The sequence below is a fragment of the Klebsiella sp. M5al genome (assembly GCF_002090195.1).
Lineage (GTDB): Bacteria > Pseudomonadota > Gammaproteobacteria > Enterobacterales > Enterobacteriaceae > Klebsiella > Klebsiella grimontii.
Genome location: NZ_CP020657.1, coordinates 4,728,991 through 4,742,987, shown reverse-complemented (window position 1 = coordinate 4,742,987; position 13,997 = coordinate 4,728,991). Strand labels below are relative to the sequence as shown.

11 protein-coding genes and 1 CRISPR repeat array are annotated in these 13,997 nt (G+C 53.6%); of the genes, 10 read left to right on the top strand and 1 reads right to left on the bottom strand.

The window, feature by feature from the left end; translation table 11 throughout:
• Positions 1–30 precede the first annotated feature (30 nt).
• The 8 genes from BWI76_RS22750 to cas2e are packed head-to-tail and all read left to right on the top strand — an operon-like array spanning position 31 to position 8,481.
• Complete coding sequence (locus tag BWI76_RS22750) at positions 31–2,691, top strand: CRISPR-associated helicase/endonuclease Cas3 (RefSeq protein WP_064371631.1); 2,661 nt, start codon at positions 31–33, stop codon at positions 2,689–2,691.
• Between the two features lie 11 nt (positions 2,692–2,702).
• Positions 2,703–4,262, top strand: a complete 1,560-nt coding sequence (casA, locus tag BWI76_RS22745; RefSeq protein WP_004137307.1) for a type I-E CRISPR-associated protein Cse1/CasA — start codon at positions 2,703–2,705, stop codon at positions 4,260–4,262.
• Positions 4,259–4,810, top strand: coding sequence for a type I-E CRISPR-associated protein Cse2/CasB (gene casB, locus BWI76_RS22740; RefSeq protein ID WP_004137309.1), 552 nt, complete (start codon positions 4,259–4,261; stop codon positions 4,808–4,810). Before casA ends, casB begins: the two co-directional genes overlap by 4 nt.
• Positions 4,811–4,824: 14 nt before the next feature.
• Entirely contained in the window at positions 4,825–5,883 is a 1,059-nt protein-coding gene (gene cas7e, locus BWI76_RS22735) for a type I-E CRISPR-associated protein Cas7/Cse4/CasC (RefSeq protein ID WP_004137311.1), read from the top strand.
• Between the two features lie 9 nt (positions 5,884–5,892).
• Positions 5,893–6,639, top strand: a complete 747-nt coding sequence (gene cas5e / locus BWI76_RS22730) for a type I-E CRISPR-associated protein Cas5/CasD (RefSeq protein ID WP_004137313.1) — start codon at positions 5,893–5,895, stop codon at positions 6,637–6,639.
• Complete coding sequence (gene cas6e, locus BWI76_RS22725) at positions 6,621–7,271, top strand: type I-E CRISPR-associated protein Cas6/Cse3/CasE (protein ID WP_004137315.1); 651 nt, start codon at positions 6,621–6,623, stop codon at positions 7,269–7,271. Before cas5e ends, cas6e begins: the two co-directional genes overlap by 19 nt.
• Positions 7,268–8,188 (top strand): type I-E CRISPR-associated endonuclease Cas1e, encoded by a 921-nt coding sequence (gene cas1e / locus BWI76_RS22720; RefSeq protein ID WP_004137317.1) that lies wholly within the window; start codon positions 7,268–7,270, stop codon positions 8,186–8,188. Before cas6e ends, cas1e begins: the two co-directional genes overlap by 4 nt.
• Positions 8,188–8,481 (top strand): type I-E CRISPR-associated endoribonuclease Cas2e, encoded by a 294-nt coding sequence (gene cas2e / locus BWI76_RS22715; RefSeq protein WP_004137319.1) that lies wholly within the window; start codon positions 8,188–8,190, stop codon positions 8,479–8,481. Before cas1e ends, cas2e begins: the two co-directional genes overlap by 1 nt.
• A gap of 96 nt (positions 8,482–8,577) precedes the next feature.
• Positions 8,578–10,011: a CRISPR direct-repeat array (repeat unit 29 nt; unit sequence GTGTTCCCCGCGCTAGCGGGGATAAACCG).
• Positions 10,012–10,370: 359 nt separating this feature from the next.
• Here the strand turns inward: cas2e and BWI76_RS22710 are convergent.
• Positions 10,371–11,426, bottom strand: coding sequence for an aminopeptidase (locus BWI76_RS22710; RefSeq protein WP_004137323.1), 1,056 nt, complete (start codon positions 11,424–11,426; stop codon positions 10,371–10,373).
• Between the two features lie 246 nt (positions 11,427–11,672).
• Here BWI76_RS22710 and cysG point away from each other — a divergent pair, with 246 nt between their 5' ends.
• Both cysG and cysD read left to right on the top strand, forming a co-directional pair.
• Positions 11,673–13,079, top strand: a complete 1,407-nt coding sequence (gene cysG / locus BWI76_RS22705; RefSeq protein WP_162685338.1) for a siroheme synthase CysG — start codon at positions 11,673–11,675, stop codon at positions 13,077–13,079.
• 9 nt (positions 13,080–13,088) lie between these two features.
• Positions 13,089–13,997 carry a sulfate adenylyltransferase subunit CysD gene (cysD, locus tag BWI76_RS22700; RefSeq protein ID WP_004104981.1) on the top strand — a complete coding sequence of 303 codons (909 nt, stop codon included), beginning with the start codon at positions 13,089–13,091 and terminating at the stop codon, positions 13,995–13,997.

The window sequence follows — 13,997 nt, the reverse complement described above, 5'->3', positions numbered from 1 at the left end:
ATATGCCTGCTAAATGGAATAATATAGAGAATGTTCAATTATTGGGGGAAATCCCTGCGCGGAGATGATGATGGCGGTGATGATTATCACTTGCTATGTTGGCATTCTCTGGATGTTGCCGCTGTAGGTTATTGGATGGTGCAGGATAATATCCATAGTATTAATGATTATCTTAATAAACTGGGGCTTCATCATAGAGAACAGGCGGCACAATTTTTTGCATGGCTATTATGCTGGCATGATATTGGAAAGTTTGCCCACTCTTTTCAGCAGCTTTATCGTCATGAAGAGTTAAATGCGCAGGACGAATATATAAAACATTATGAAGCCATCCCGCATGCGACTCTGGGATATTGGCTCTGGAATGCTTTTTTAAGCGAGTGCTCTGAACTTTTTCCTGAATCCTCTCTTTCTGCCCGTAAGTTAAAGCGCGCCATTGCGCTTTGGATGCCCCTTACGACAGGCCATCATGGTCGACCGCCTTCTTCAGTAACAGAACTAAAAAATTTTCGTCAGCAGGATAAAGAAGCGGCTCGTGATTTTCTTATCAGGGTTAAATCATTATTTCCACTGATTGAGGTTCCTGATTTTTGGGATGATGATGACGGTATTACGCTTTTTAAACATCTCTCATGGTTTATTTCCGCTGCGATAGTACTGGCTGACTGGGTCGGTTCTTCAATCCGGTATTTCCCTCGAATCGCTAAACCAATGGGCGTCGAGGAATACTGGCAGCAGCATGCGCTGGTTAAAGCGAAAGTAGCTATAACCGTTTTCCCTCCTTCCTCTGGCGTTGCCCCTTTTTCCGGAATAAAAGCGTTATTCCCTTTTATTCAACAGCCAACACCTTTGCAGAAAAAAGCGCTTGAACTGGATATTGATAAAGAAGGTCCACAATTATTTATTCTTGAAGATGTGACTGGCGCTGGAAAAACGGAGGCCGCGTTGATTTTGACGCATCGTCTGATGGCTACTGGAAAGGCGCAGGGGCTCTATTTTGGTCTGCCGACGATGGCGACGGCGAATGCCATGTTCGATCGTATGTTGGAGAGCTGGCTGGGGCTGTATCAACCGGGTTCTCGGCCAAGTCTTGTCCTGGCTCATAGCGCGCGTGGATTAATGGATCGTTTCACGCAGTCTCTCTGGTCGGGAGATTTATCAGGTTCAGAAGAGCCTGACGATCTTCTGCCTTCCAGCCAGGGGTGTGCCGCCTGGTTTGCCGACAGTAATAAAAAAGCGCTGTTAGCTGAAGTGGGCGTTGGTACGCTTGATCAGGCAATGATGGCGGTGATGCCGTTTAAACACAGTAATTTACGGATGCTGGGGCTGAGCCATAAAATTCTGTTGGCGGATGAAATTCACGCCTATGACAGCTACATGTCGCGGATCCTTGAGTGCCTGGTTGAGAAGCAGGCAAGCGATGGCAATACCACGATTCTGCTTTCCGCCACGCTATCACAGCAGCAACGGGACAGGCTGGTTGCTGCTTTTGCTAAGGGCGCACAGGGGCGGGTAGAAGCACCGTTATTAGGCCATGACGATTATCCCTGGCTCACGCAGGTGACCGGTTCGAAGGTGGTTTCTCAATATGTGGAGACCCGTAAAGAAGTTGAGCGCAGCGTCAAAGTTAACTGGACGCACGGCGAACAGGAGTGTCTTGAACGCATTGAGCAAGCGATAGGCCAGGGAAAATGTATTGCATGGATACGCAACTCCGTTGATGACGCAATTCGTATTTATCGCCAGCTTCTAACCCGAGGCGTTGTACCTTCCGAAAGCCTCTTGTTATTCCATAGCCGTTTCGCCTTTTACGATCGTCAGCGCATTGAAAACCGGGCGCTGGCGCAGTTTGGTAAACAAGGTGTTGCGAAGCGTTGCGGACAGGTTCTGATTGCCACACAGGTCATTGAGCAAAGTCTGGATATCGATGTCGATGAAATGATCTCTGATTTAGCGCCAGTGGATTTGTTGATTCAGCGAGCCGGTCGTTTACAGCGCCATATCCGCGATCGTAATGGCTTATTGAAAGCTTCTGGAAGAGACGAACGTAACCCGCCAGAGCTGCTGATCTTCGCCCCAGAATGGGATGACGAACCGCAAGAGGATTGGTTCTCAAACGCTATGCGCAACAGCGCCTACGTCTACCCCGATCATGGGCGCCTGTGGCTAACCCAGCGTGTGCTGCGCGAACAAGGGGAAATTCGAATGCCGCAGTCAGCCCGATTGCTGATTGAGTCTGTCTATGGCGAAGAAGTTGATATGCCACCGGGGTTCGTGAAGACGGAGCAGTTGCAGGAGGGGAAATTCTACTGTGACCGGGCATTTGCTAAGCAAAACATTATCAACTTTGCGCCGGGCTACAGCCCTGAATGCAGTGATTATCTGCCAGAGAAACTTTCGACGCGTCTGGCCGAAGAGTCGGTTTCATTGTGGTTGGCGAAAATTGTCGATGGAGCAGTTATGCCTTATGCCCCAGGAGAGCACGCCTGGGAAATGAGTGCGCTGCGGGTACGTCAGGGCTGGTGGGATAAGCACCGTGGAGATTTCGTTCTGCTTGACGGTAAGCGACTCCAGCAGTGGTGCGCGGAGCAGCATCAGAATCAGGAGTTTGCCTTAGTAATTGTAGTATCGGATCTGGAAACGTGCGGCTATTCAGCGCATGAAGGGTTGATTGGAAAGATGGAGGTATAGCAGATACTCGCATGGATAGTTTCTCACTTTTGACTACCCCCTGGCTCCCCGTACGTTTAAAAGACGGTTCTACGGGCAAGCTGGCGCCGGTTAATCTGGCGGATGAAAACGTGGTGGATATCGCCGCCGCGCGGGCGGATTTACAGGGCGCGGCCTGGCAATTTCTGCTGGGTTTATTGCAGTGCAGCATGGCGCCGAAAAATCATTCTCGCTGGGAAGATGTCTGGTTCGAAGGGCTAAGCGCAGATGTGCTTCAGCGAGCGCTGGAACCGCTGGAGCCTGCGTTCCAGTTTGGCGCTGATACGCCCTCTTTTATGCAGGATTTCGAAGCATTAACCGGAGAAAAAGTCTCTATTGCGTCATTGTTGCCGGAAACCCCAGGCGCACAAACCATTAAACTTAATAAAGACCACTTTGTTAAGCGCGGCATCACGGAGCGATTTTGTCCGCACTGCGCGGCGCTGGCGTTATTCTCGTTACAGCTTAATGCTCCATCAGGTGGCCAAGGACATCGCACTGGATTGCGTGACGGTGGTCCTATGACTACGTTGATCGAGTTACTGGAGTATCAGGAGAACCGGCAAACATCTCTGTGGCGGAAATTATGGGTGAACGTTATGCCACAGGATACTGCTGGGATGTATCTGCCCGCCCATTATGACGGTGCTATTTTTCCTTGGCTGACCAACACTCGTTCTAGTGAACCTTCAACAGGTGTAAACACGACGCCAGAACAAGTGAATGTTCTCCAAGCCTATTGGGGAATGCCGCGGCGTATTCGCCTCGATTTTAATACTACCCATTCAGGTCGCTGCGATCTCTGTGAAACGCAAAGCGATGAATTACTTAGCTGGATGATCATGAAGAACTACGGTGTTAATTATGTGGGTTGGAGACACCCGTTAACACCCTACCGTCTTCCCCGTAAAGAGGGTAGTGGCTTCATTTCAGTCAAACCGCCGCCCGGCGGGCTTATCTGGCGCGACTGGCTGGGGTTGAATCAAGAAGAGGATTCGGAAAATAACACCGAATATCCGGCGCTGATCGTCAAAACAACCGGTGCGCGTAGCCTGAAGGATGTAAAGATTGGGCTGTGGGGTTTTGGTTACGATTTCGAAAAGATGAAAGCCCGCTGCTGGTATGAACATCACTTCCCATTGCTATTAACCGAAAATATTATCCCCGAACTACGCACGGCGGCACTAACGGCATCGCGCAACCTTAGCCTGCTGCGCAGCGCGTTAAAAGAGGCCTGGTATTCCGATGCCAAGGGCGCGCGCGGCGACTTCAGCTTTATTGATATCGACTTCTGGCATCTGTCGCAGGAACGCTTTCTTGAGCTTATTCGCGATCTTGAAAACGGCCTGAACGCAGACGAAAGGCTGAACCGGTGGCAAACGAATATCTGGCTGTTTACCCGCAGCTACTTTGATGACCATGTTTTTACCAACCCTTATGAGGGCGTCGATCTCAAACGCATCATGCTGGCGCGTAAAAAATATTTCACCAAATCGGCGGAGAAGCAGAGCGCGAAAGCCGCCAAAGCGAAAAAGCAGGAGGCTGCTGAATGAGTATTGTGAAGGACGACCATAGGGCCACGCTGCGCAGATGGCACAAAGATTTACAGGAAAAACGCGGCCTGCGTGCCAGCCTGCGGCGCAGCAAAACGGTCAATGAAGCCTGCCTGTCGGAAGGATTTCGTTCATTGCTGATGCAGACTCACACGTTATGGAAAGTCGAAGGGCAACAGTGGCGTTTTACCGCGCTGGCGATAACCGCGTCGCTGGCCGCACACGTTAAATCTATCGATGAACGGCAGAAATTTGCCACGCAGCTAGGCCAGACGACGGGCAATAACCAGGTCATGTCCGAACTGCGTTTTTCCCGGCTGTCTGCGGTAAAAACGCCTGATGAGCTACTACGTCAGCTACTCCGTGCCGTTCGGCTGCTTAACGGCGCGGTGAACTTTCCCTCACTGGCGGACGATGTCTTCCACTGGTGTCGTGAATACGACGAACTGCTTAATCATACCCGCCGCCAGCAGCGGCCGACTGAATTTATCCGTATCCGCTGGGCGCTGGAATATTACCAGGCCGGTGAAGCTAACAACGACGATTAGTAAGGGACTATCAGATGACCACATTTATTCAGCTGCATTTACTCACCGCTTATCCAGCCGCCAACCTGAACCGCGACGACACCGGTTCACCGAAAACTGTGGTGCTTGGCGGTGCGACGCGTCTGCGCGTTTCTTCGCAAAGCCTGAAGCGCGCATGGCGGACCTCCGAACTTTTTGAACAGGCGCTGTCCGGAAATATCGGTATCCGTAGCGGACGTATTGCTCGTGAAGCGGCGAAGATCCTTATTGAAAAAGGTATTGATGACAAAAAGACCATCGAGTGGGCGGCAAAAATTGCGGATTACTTAGGTAAGGCAAAAGCAGATAAAAAAGCAAAAGATCCGCTGACCAACACCGAGACCGAACAACTGGTGCATATCAGTCCGGCTGAGTTTGATGCGGTCATGGCCCTGACGCACCGTCTGGCGGAAGTAAAGCGTGCGCCAAACGAAGACGAGCTGGATTTATTGCGTCACGATCGTATGGCTGTCGATATTGCCATGTTTGGCCGCATGCTGGCCAATAAACCGGAATTCAATGTTGAAGCTGCCTGCCAGGTTGCGCACGCCTTCGGCGTTAGTGAAACGATTGTGGAAGATGACTTCTTTACCGCTGTTGATGATCTCCGGAAGACTTCGCTAGAGGATGCCGGTGCCGGACACCTCGGTGAAGCCGGATTTGGCTCGGCGCTGTTTTATACCTATATCTGCATCGACAAAGATCTGCTGGTGAAAAATCTGAACGGTAATGAGGAACTGGTGAACAAAACGCTACGTGCCTTTACTGAGGCAGCGCTGAAAGTCTCGCCAACCGGTAAGCAAAACAGCTTCGCCAGCCGCGCCTATGCGTCCTGGGCGCTGGCGGAAAAAGGCACCGATCAACCGCGTTCGCTGGCCGCGGCATTTTACAATCCGATCAACGGCACCAATCAGCTGGATGCTGCGGTAAAACGCATTACTGAACTGCGTGAAAATATGAATACCGTTTACGAACAGCAGACATCATGTGTCGATTTTGACGTTATGAAAAAGAAGGGAAGTATCAAAGACGTACTGGACTTTATCTGCGCGTAAGGGGCGGCTATGAGCCAATATTTGGTTTTTCAGCTACATGGGCCGATGGCCTCCTGGGGCGTTGATGCGCCCGGCGAAGTGCGCCATAGCCACGAGCTACCCTCGCGTTCGGCACTGCTAGGTTTCCTGGCAGCAGCACTGGGTATCCGGCGCGATGAAGAAGCTCGCTTGAACGCGTTCAATCAGCATTACTCTTTTCTGCTGTGCGCCAGTCAGGAACCGCGCTGGGCGCGAGACTATCACACGGTCCAGATGCCGAAAGAAGTGCGTAAAGCCCGTTATTTCTGTCGTCGTGAAGAGTTGAGCGATCCAGAACTGCTCAGCGCGCTGATCTCGCGGCGGGACTATTACACTGATGCCTGGTGGATGGTGGCGCTTACGCAAACGACGGATGCGCCTTATTCGCTGGAACAACTGCGGGATGCATTACAGCACCCTGTTTTTCCTCTGTATCTGGGGCGAAAAAGTCACCCGCTGGCTTTGCCACTTGCGCCGTTGTTGCTGGAGGGTGCCGCACCGGATGTGTTGAACGAGGCGTATCGACAGTATCGGGAGAAGTTCAACAAGATAAATATCCGACTAGCAGAACTGCAACCTGAGTGCTGGTGGGAAGGCGAGCATGTCGGTCTGAATGCTAATAAAGTCTTACGTCGTCGTGACAGCCCGATGAGCCGCAAGCACTGGACGTTTGGCGAGCGTACCGTTAATCAAGGGCCGCTGCTCATCAAGGAGGAACCGTGTACCTTGCAAAAATAACGCTGCATACCAGCCAGCTATTACCATCACAGCTATTACAACTGGTGGATCGCGGTGAATATGCGATGCACCAGTGGCTCTGGGAGTTATTTCCAGAAGGGCCGGAGCGGCAGTTTCTTTATCGCCGGGAGGAGCTTCAGGGGGCGTTTCGTTTCTTTGTTCTTTCCCTTGAGCCTCCCGCTGAAAGTGAGATTTTTGATATTCAGTATCGACCATTTGCACCAACGTTGATCGCAGGACAGACCCTGTGTTTTAGCCTGCGTGCTAACCCAACGATTTGTAAAGGCGGTAAACGTCACGATCTATTGATGGAGGCGAAGCGCCAGGTAAGGGGGCAGGTTAATGGCCCGGATATGTGGCTGCATCAGCAGCAGGCGGCGCAGGGCTGGCTGGCGCGTCAGGGGGAGCAAAATGGGTTTTCACTGCGTGAAGTGAATGTTGATGCCTATCGGCAACAGCAGGTTGTGCGGGTGAAATCGCGCCAGATGATCCAGTTCAGTAGCGTGGATTACTCCGGCGTGCTGGTGGTTAACGAACCCACGTTATTCCTGCAACGTTTGATTCAGGGATACGGGAAAAGCCGGGCGTTTGGCTGTGGGTTAATGTTGATTAAACCCGGAGATGACGAGTGACATTTGTTCCGCTAAGCCCAATCCCATTGAAAGACCGTACGTCGATGATTTTTCTCCAGTATGGCCAGGTAGACGTACTCGATGGCGCGTTTGTGTTGATCGATAAGACGGGGATACGTACTCATATTCCGGTTGGGTCTGTAGCTTGCATAATGCTGGAACCGGGAACGCGGGTTTCTCATGCGGCGGTACGCCTGGCATCGACGGTTGGTACGTTACTGGTATGGGTGGGGGAAGCGGGAGTACGCGTTTACTCTTCCGGCCAGCCCGGCGGGGCGCGTGCTGATAAACTTCTTTATCAGGCGAAGCTAGCGTTGGATGATGATTTACGTCTGAAAGTAGTGAGAAAAATGTATGAGCTGCGGTTTCGGGAACCCCCTCCAGCGCGACGTTCTGTTGAGCAACTGCGCGGTATTGAAGGGGCCCGCGTCCGTCAGACTTACTTGTTATTGGCTAAACAGTACGGCGTGAAGTGGCATGGGCGTAATTATGATCCTAAAGACTGGGAAAAGGGTGATGTAGTTAACCGGTGCATCAGCGCGGCGACTTCTTGTCTTTACGGAATATCAGAAGCAGCGGTGCTGGCGGCTGGCTACGCGCCTGCGATTGGTTTTATACATAGCGGCAAACCTCTTTCATTTGTTTATGACATCGCGGACATCATCAAATTTGAAGCCGTCGTTCCTAAGGCATTTGAAATTGCCGCTCGCGCACCGGCTGAACCCGATCGAGAAGTTAGACTGGCCTGCCGTGATATTTTCCGTAGTACTAAGCTGACTGGAAAACTCATTCCTTTGATTGAGGACGTGCTAGCTGCTGGTGAGATTGAGCCGCCTAAGCCAGCGCCAGATATGTTGCCGCCGGCGATACCAGAGCCACAGCGACTCGGCGACGGCGGGCATCGGGGGCATGGCTGATGAGTATGGTAGTTGTTGTTACGGAAAACGTGCCGCCGCGCCTGCGAGGACGGCTTGCCATATGGTTGTTAGAGATTAGGGCTGGCGTCTACGTCGGCGATGTTTCAAAACGTGTGCGGGAGATGATTTGGCAACAGATTACGCAATTAGGCGGCGCTGGAAATGTTGTTATGGCCTGGGCGACGAATACAGAGTCCGGTTTTGAGTTTCAAACTTGGGGAGAAAATCGACGTAGTCCGGTAGATTTGGACGGCCTGAGATTGGTTTCTTTCCTTCCCATTGAAAATCAGTAAGTTATAAGTTCTTTAATAAAAAGGAATTGTAGAACATAAGTTGGTAAATTGTTGCTCTCTGAAAATTGTAATAGAAAACAAATATATATATTTAGAGTGTTCCCCGCGCTAGCGGGGATAAACCGCAGCTGCGCATTGCTGGCGCCGGTCAGCGCGTGTGTTCCCCGCGCTAGCGGGGATAAACCGGGGCACGGTAGACGCGCCAGCAGGCAGCGCAGGTGTTCCCCGCGCTAGCGGGGATAAACCGTTGACTCCTGCGCCAGGTCGGGGCGCTGCCGTGTGTTCCCCGCGCTAGCGGGGATAAACCGTTACCGCAAACGCGGCGCATAGCTTGATCACGGTGTTCCCCGCGCTAGCGGGGATAAACCGCCGATCAAAGTCAAAACCGGGATCGTGATGCCGTGTTCCCCGCGCTAGCGGGGATAAACCGCATCGCCCCGAGCTTATCCCGGCATATCGTGAGTGTTCCCCGCGCTAGCGGGGATAAACCGCGACTGCTCGAGATTGCCGACGCGCTGGTCGTGTGTTCCCCGCGCTAGCGGGGATAAACCGGCACTGAGGACAGAGGCGTGTAGTGTCAGAATGTGTTCCCCGCGCTAGCGGGGATAAACCGACCATAGAACCAAAATCAACCTCAGGGTCAGCGTGTTCCCCGCGCTAGCGGGGATAAACCGACAACGCACCGCGGCAGAACAGCGAAAAGTTAGTGTTCCCCGCGCTAGCGGGGATAAACCGACCACGAATGAAAATGTGGCCAGGAAAGCCGAGTGTTCCCCGCGCTAGCGGGGATAAACCGGTTGGCCAGGCATACGCAGCAAATGCCATTGCGGTGTTCCCCGCGCTAGCGGGGATAAACCGACTTGTTCAGAAAAAACCCCATTAGGAGGTTAGTGTTCCCCGCGCTAGCGGGGATAAACCGGGTGCTTGCCTGGGTAAAACTGAACAGGCTTAGTGTTCCCCGCGCTAGCGGGGATAAACCGACCATTCTCATCATTCACGGCACGCAGTTAGTGTGTTCCCCGCGCTAGCGGGGATAAACCGCCGTTGATTTTTTCCGACGCTGGCTCAGTCTCGTGTTCCCCGCGCTAGCGGGGATAAACCGCGCTTCCGTTTCCTGAGCATATAGGTCGCCATGTGTTCCCCGCGCTAGCGGGGATAAACCGCGACCGCCAGCGGCGTTGTTAAACACGCCTGGGTGTTCCCCGCGCTAGCGGGGATAAACCGGTGATTCCAGCGTTAACCCGCAACAGTTCATGGTGTTCCCCGCGCTAGCGGGGATAAACCGCCTATAACCGACGAAGGCAAGCGCCGCGCACGGTGTTCCCCGCGCTAGCGGGGATAAACCGCGATCCACTTTCTCACCGCAGAGCAAAAAGAAGTGTTCCCCGCGCTAGCGGGGATAAACCGCCTGCCGTTGACGTCAGACATCAGACACTAGCGTGTTCCCCGCGCTAGCGGGGATAAACCAGCTCCCGCTGGACGCTTCGACATGTCTGCGAATGTGTTGCCCGCGTCAGCGGGGGTTAACCGGTTTTTTCCCATACGCGCTCCGCATTCAGGGAATGTTCCCCGCGCCGCCATTCTTATTATCCTGTACTTTATTTTTTTACGTCATTATTTAGTGTGGCAAAGTCCAGTTCCAGTCAATACTTGCCAAAATTTTTGGCTCATGGGAACAGTGCGCCGTTTTTAACATAGCGCTTATACAGACGTTTTACCGATGCTGGGTTCTGAGCCCAAATCCAACCCGTCGTGCCAGACGCGCTGCCAGATATAAACCTGGTTGTCGGCGATGGACCGCGCGCTGGCAGCCAGTAGTAGAAACAACGGTATTAAAAAGCGAAAACGCATCATGGCGACAGTCCTTGTTGCCAGATTTTATCGTTAGTCTATTTTGAGGTGGGCTTCTTCTCCGCCTTCGCCAGCTCTTTCACCAGCGGCAGCATCACTTTCATCACATCGCGTCCGCGATGCTCAATCCGCCCCGGCAGCGCTTTATCAATATACTGCAGGTTATCCAACTGAAGGTTGTGCCAACTGGTGCCGTCCGGAAAGCTGCGTGATTTGCCCCGCTGCTGATAACCGTCTTTCTTGCCCAATGACCAGTTGGTCGCTTCCACCGACAGTACCGGGATCCCGGCGTTATCGAAAACGCTGGCATCGTTACAGCAGCCGGTGCCTTTCGGGAAGTCCCGGTTCAGCCCTGGATTGATGAAGGCCGCGATGCCGTGGCTGCGGGCGATAAACAGCGCCCGGTCGCGGGTGAGCTTGCGCACCGACGCTGGCGTGCTGCGGCCGCTATTAAAGTACAGCTTATCGCCCACGACCAGATTATCGAGATTAATCACCAGCAGGGTGTTTTTCTTTTCCGCATCGCTCATGCGCTTAAGCAGATTCTGTGCCCCCAGCCGGCCTTCTTCTTCGCCGCTGGTGGCAACGAAGCGAATACCGTAACGGGTGGGAACGTTCTTTAACTGTTCAGCAAGTTCCAGCATGACGCCCAGCCCCATCGCGTTATCGTCGATCCCCTGTAGGGTCAGGCCGCCGAGGTTATTTTCAACATCTTTATCGCTCTGCGGCGCGTAGGTATCCAGGTGCGCCATGATAATGATCTGCTGGCGAGATTGGCCTTCATGAGCGGCGATCACCGTACTGCCGGTGACGTTATGCCAGTTTTTACGCTGACTGCTATCGGTATAGACGTAGCGGGTATTGAAGCTGCGCACATCGCTCTGATAACCCATCTGGGCGAACTGCTGGCGGAGGTAATCGGCTGATAGCATCTCGGCCGGCGTACCGGTCATTCTTCCGGGAAAAAAGGTGGCGATATGACGAGCCTGGGCATTGGCGGTTTCGCCCGGGGCGCTGAATGCCGGGGCGGCGGAGAAGACAAATCCTGCGCCCAACGCCAGGGGGAGCAGGCGACGGCACAATGCGGAAAACATAGGGGGTCCTTTAGCACTTAAAACAATTTCACCCGCGTAGTATGAAACTGTGACCGGGGTTAAACAATTTCAATCGCTCTTAAATGGTGGAAAAACCGCGTGTTAAGCACTTTTTGATATTTGCTTTCCCAGGTCGTTATTCTTTTGAGTAACAACTCATTCCATTTCGTAATTTCATTTGCTCTAAACCGCACCCTATAGTCGCTCTATTGCTGATTGTAAGAGAGTTGTTGCGCAGTGGAATACTTGCCGATATTTGCCGAAGTGAAAGACAGACCTGTGCTGGTGATCGGCGGCGGCGAGATAGCCGCGCGTAAGATTACGTTTTTGCTGCGCGCTGAAGCGAAGGTGCACATTGTCGCCGAAACGTTGATGCCGGAACTTGCCGAAAAGGTCGAGCGCGAGGAAATTCAGTGGCGGGCAACCGTTTTTGAAGAGCAGCAGCTTGATGACGTATTTCTGGTGATTGCCGCCACCGAAGATGACGAGCTGAACCAACGCGTTTACGTCGCGGCGAACGCGCGTTATCGGCTGGTCAACGTCGTGGATAATCAAGCGCTGTGCTCGTTTGTCTTTCCATCAATTGTCGATCGCTCTCCGCTGCTGGTGGCCATCTCTTCCAGCGGCAAAGCGCCGGTGCTGTCGCGGATTTTGCGCGAAAAAATCGAAGCCCTGCTGCCCACCAACCTGGGGCGGCTGGCTGAAACGGCGAGCTACTGGCGTCACCATATTAAAACCCATCTGAAAACCACCGCCGAACGCCGCCGCTTTTGGGAGCGCGTGTTTACCGGTCGTTTTGCCAGCCTGATGCTGGCGGGCAACAAAGCCGAAGCGGAAAAAGCGCTGGAAGATGAACTTCGGCAGCCGGAAAAGCGCCCCGGTGAAATTATTCTTGTCGGAGCAGGGCCGGGCGATGCCGGATTGCTGACTCTGCGCGGCCTGCAGGCCCTTCAGCAGGCGGACGTGGTGTTTTACGACAACCTGGTCACCCCGGAGGTGCGCGAACTGGTGCGCCGGGACGCGGAGACAATCTGCGTCGGTAAAAGCGCCTCCGGCATATCCGTACCGCAGCAGGAGATCAACCGTCTGCTGGTGGACGCAGCGAAAGAGGGCAAAACGGTGATTCGCCTGAAGGGCGGTGACCCGTTTATTTTTGGCCGCGGCGGCGAAGAGCTGCAGGCCGCGGCCGAAGCGGGCATTCCGTTTCAGGTCGTCCCGGGCGTGACGGCGGCGGCGGGCGCAACGGCCTATGCCGGAATTCCGTTGACGCATCGTGATTATGCCCAGAGCGCAACCTTTATTACTGGCCACTTCGGCGCGGAAAACTCGCCGCTCGACTGGGCGCGGCTGGCGCAAAGCGGCCAGACCCTGGCGATTTATATGGGCAGCCTGAAAGCGGCGGAAATCAGCGCGCAGCTGATTGCCAACGGCCGCGAGGGCGATACCCCGGTAGCGGTGATCTCGCGCGGCACCCGCGCCGATCAGCAAACGAAGACCGGCACATTACAACAGCTTGAAAGCCTGGCGAAAGACGCCCCGATGCCCGCCCTGATCGTGGTAGGAGACGTGGTGCAATTACATCAACAGCTCGCCTGGTATCAACACACCTCATCCTCAGAGGCCTTTAAGGCTTCTGTAGTAAATCTGGCTTAAGGAACGGTTATGGACCAAAAACGACTCACTCACCTGCGGCAACTGGAGGCTGAAAGCATCCATATCATTCGTGAGGTGGCCGCCGAATTCTCTAACCCGGTGATGATGTACTCCATCGGTAAAGACTCCAGCGTGATGCTGCATCTGGCGCGTAAAGCGTTTTATCCGGGCACCCTGCCGTTCCCGTTGCTGCACGTCGATACCGGCTGGAAATTCCGCGAAATGTATGAGTTCCGTGACCGTACCGCTAAAGCCTACGGCTGCGAGCTGCTGGTGCATAAAAACCCGGAAGGGGTGGCGATGGGGATTAACCCGTTCGTTCACGGCAGCGCCAAGCATACCGATATCATGAAAACCGAAGGTCTCAAGCAGGCGCTGAACAAATACGGCTTCGATGCCGCGTTTGGCGGCGCGCGTCGCGATGAAGAGAAATCCCGCGCCAAAGAGCGTATTTACTCCTTCCGCGACCGCTTCCACCGCTGGGACCCGAAAAACCAGCGCCCGGAGCTATGGCACAACTATAACGGCCAGATTAACAAGGGCGAAAGCATCCGCGTCTTCCCGCTCTCCAACTGGACCGAGCTGGATATCTGGCAGTACATCTATCTGGAAAATATTGAAATTGTTCCGCTGTACCTGGCGGCAGAACGTCCGGTGCTGGAGCGCGACGGGATGCTGATGATGATCGATGACGATCGCATCAATTTACAGCCCGGCGAGATGATCAAAAAACAAATGGTACGCTTTCGCACCCTCGGCTGCTGGCCGCTGACCGGCGCGGTGGAGTCCAACGCGCAAACGCTGCCGGAGATTATCGAAGAGATGCTGGTGTCGACCACCAGCGAACGACAGGGGCGCGTGATTGACCGCGACCAGGCAGGCTCCATGGAGCTGAAGAAACGTCAGGGTTATTTCTAA

Excerpts from the sequence above, each read along its gene's own strand:
- BWI76_RS22750 (WP_064371631.1), top strand. The coding sequence starts at position 31 with ATGTTCAATTATTGGGGGAAATCCCTGCGCGGAGATGATGATGGCGGT.
- casA (WP_004137307.1), top strand. The coding sequence starts at position 2,703 with ATGGATAGTTTCTCACTTTTGACTACCCCCTGGCTCCCCGTACGTTTA.
- casB (WP_004137309.1), top strand. The coding sequence starts at position 4,259 with ATGAGTATTGTGAAGGACGACCATAGGGCCACGCTGCGCAGATGGCAC.
- cas7e (WP_004137311.1), top strand. The coding sequence starts at position 4,825 with ATGACCACATTTATTCAGCTGCATTTACTCACCGCTTATCCAGCCGCC.
- cas5e (WP_004137313.1), top strand. The coding sequence starts at position 5,893 with ATGAGCCAATATTTGGTTTTTCAGCTACATGGGCCGATGGCCTCCTGG.
- cas2e (WP_004137319.1), top strand. The coding sequence starts at position 8,188 with ATGAGTATGGTAGTTGTTGTTACGGAAAACGTGCCGCCGCGCCTGCGA.
- BWI76_RS22710 (WP_004137323.1), bottom strand. The coding sequence starts at position 11,426 with ATGTTTTCCGCATTGTGCCGTCGCCTGCTCCCCCTGGCGTTGGGCGCA.
- cysD (WP_004104981.1), top strand. The coding sequence starts at position 13,089 with ATGGACCAAAAACGACTCACTCACCTGCGGCAACTGGAGGCTGAAAGC.